The sequence below is a fragment of the Actinomycetota bacterium genome, assembly GCA_036280995.1.
Classification (GTDB): domain Bacteria; phylum Actinomycetota; class CALGFH01; order CALGFH01; family CALGFH01; genus CALGFH01.
This window is the reverse complement of record DASUPQ010000703.1, coordinates 1-2,227: the sequence shown is the minus strand read 5'-3', so window position 1 is coordinate 2,227 and position 2,227 is coordinate 1. Positions and strand designations below refer to the sequence as shown.

The 2,227-nt window shown below is 69.9% G+C and carries 3 protein-coding genes; all 3 read left to right on the top strand.

Features of this window, described 5'->3' with window-relative positions; translation table 11 throughout:
- Positions 1 to 283 (top strand): hypothetical protein (locus tag VF468_23735; protein ID HEX5881302.1); only part of this gene is annotated, 283 nt, incomplete at its 5' end.
- 6 nt (positions 284 to 289) lie between these two features.
- Positions 290 to 754, top strand: coding sequence for a hypothetical protein (locus VF468_23730; protein ID HEX5881301.1), 465 nt, complete (start codon positions 290 to 292; stop codon positions 752 to 754).
- On the top strand, positions 751 to 2,139 hold the full coding sequence (locus tag VF468_23725; GenBank protein ID HEX5881300.1) for a recombinase family protein: 1,389 nt from the start codon (positions 751 to 753) through the stop codon (positions 2,137 to 2,139). Before VF468_23730 ends, VF468_23725 begins: the two co-directional genes overlap by 4 nt.
- The last annotated feature ends 88 nt before the right edge of the window (positions 2,140 to 2,227 follow it).

The window sequence follows — 2,227 nt, the reverse complement described above, 5'->3', positions numbered from 1 at the left end:
CGATGACTTCCGGGTCTACGTCGAGTTGTGCCGTGGCTTTCACGGCGAGTCGATGGCCGCGATCGACTGGCGGGCGGTGTGGGCGGCGCTGGAGGACGGGGCATTGCCGTGCTCGAGCGGTGAACGCCAGGTCCTTCGGGTCGCAGCCAGCATCGCCGAGGGCGTCCCGATCGATCTTCGTGACGCGGTGAGCTGCCTGGACGCGGTCGGCGGCGTTCTGGTGGCTCGCGCTGTGCTGGCCGCGGGTGGCCATCATGAGGCCGTCGCCAGGCTCGCGGGGTAGGTCGCGATGAGCTTCGTCACGATCATCCGACGGAGGGATCCGTTGGAGGGCGAGCGGGTGACCGTGCTGCGCAGGTGGCGCCGCAAGCACGGCCGGATGGAGCTGCTGGTGCTGTTGGCGAACGGCCGCAAGCGGCTGATCCCGCAGGCGTGGACCGACGCCGAACCAGCCGGTCAAGCGGTCATCGACGAGGACGGCGCGCCCGCGACGCTGGGCACGGTCGAGGACCTGTCGGCGGCGGTGCTGATCATGTCGGCGCTGTCACGGCGCATCCAGGGCGAGCAGGCTGCATCGCAGTCAACCTGCGAGGAGGACAACGATGCAGCCTGCCCAGCTCAGTCTGCTCCCGGAGGAGTATCCGTCGCCACCGGTGATGCTGTTGGCCCAGCTTCCCGACGCCGAAGTCGCCGAGGCGATCCGGCTGTTGGCTCAGCTGATCGCCAAAGCCGCCGTCGCGGAGGACGCCGATGAGTGACCACTCCAAGATCACCGCGTCCCATCGATCCCGGCAGGCGGCCATCTACGTCCGCCAGTCGACCCTTACCCAACTGGAGCGCAACGCCGAGTCCACCGCCCGCCAGTACAACCTGGTGGAGCGCGCCGTCACGCTGGGCTGGATCCGGGAACAGGTCCGGGTCATCGACGCCGACCTCGGCGTCTCGGGGTCGGTGCTCGGGCAGCGCGACGGCTTCGAGTCGCTGGTCGCGGACGTGGCGCTGGGCCAGGTGGGGATCATCTTGGCATTGGAGGTTTCCCGGTTGGCCCGCGATAACGCCGCCTGGTACCGGTTGTTGGATCTGGCTGGGGCGTGCGACACGCTGGTCGCCGACACCGACGGCGTGTATCACCCGGGGCTGTTCAACGACAGGCTGCTGCTGGGCATGAAGGGCATGCTCAGCGAGGCCGAGCTGCACGTGCTGCGGGCCCGCCTGGACGGCGGGATCCGCAACAAGGCCGCCCGCGGTGAGCTGCGCACCGGCCTGCCGGTCGGGCTGGTCTGGGGCGAGGCCGACGGGGAGATCCGCTTGCACCCCGACGAGGCCGTCACCGGCGTCATCGCCGCGGTGTTCGACCAGTTCGCCGTGTCCGGATCGGTGCGCGCCACCTGGCTGTGGCTCAAGGACAACAACCTGCGCTGGCCGCTGCAACCCATCGGCTACCGGCGAGATCGGCTCCCGGAGATCACCTGGGTGGAGCCGACCTACCACGCGGTGCACACCACGTTGACCCACCCGGCCTACGCCGGGGCCTACGTCTTTGGCCGCACACGCATGCAACGCTGCGTCGGCGACGACGGCCACGTGCGGGCGCGGCGACGCAACCTGCCGCAAGACGAGTGGGAGGTCCTGATCACCGAGCATCATCGCGGGTTCATCGACTGGGACACCTACCAGGGCAACCAGGCCCGCATCGGCACCAACATCCGTCCTGAACGCCACCAGCCCGGCACCGGCGCGGTTCGGGAAGGCGCCGCGTTGCTGCAGGGCCTGGCCAGCTGCGGAGACTGTGGCCGCAAACTCGCCGTGTTCTACCGCGGCCCGACCAAGTCCACCCCCGGCTACTACTGCACCGGCACAGGCGAACTGGTCGACGGCAAGGGGGTCCGGCATGTCAATGTCGGTGGACAAGCCATCGACATCGCCGTCGCTGATGCGTTCCTCGCCGCCGTGTCCCCCGCGGCGTTGCAGGCCTGCCTGGCCGCCGCCGAGCAGCTGGAGGCCGGCCACGACGCTGCGCTGGACCAGCACCGCCGCCAGGTCGAACAGGCCCGGTATGTCGCGCTGAAAGCCGAACGCCGCTACCGGGCGGTCGACCCGGACAACCGGCTCGTCGCGCGCGGGTTGGAGGCCGAGTAGAACAGCGCCCTGCAGGCCCTCGCCGACGCCGAGACCGACCTGGCCCGCCGCGAACAACGCCACCCCATCCGGCTCACCGACGACGAAC

Coding starts and splice junctions, on each gene's coding strand:
- VF468_23730 (HEX5881301.1), top strand. CDS start 290: ATGAGCTTCGTCACGATCATCCGACGGAGGGATCCGTTGGAGGGCGAG.
- VF468_23725 (HEX5881300.1), top strand. CDS start 751: ATGAGTGACCACTCCAAGATCACCGCGTCCCATCGATCCCGGCAGGCG.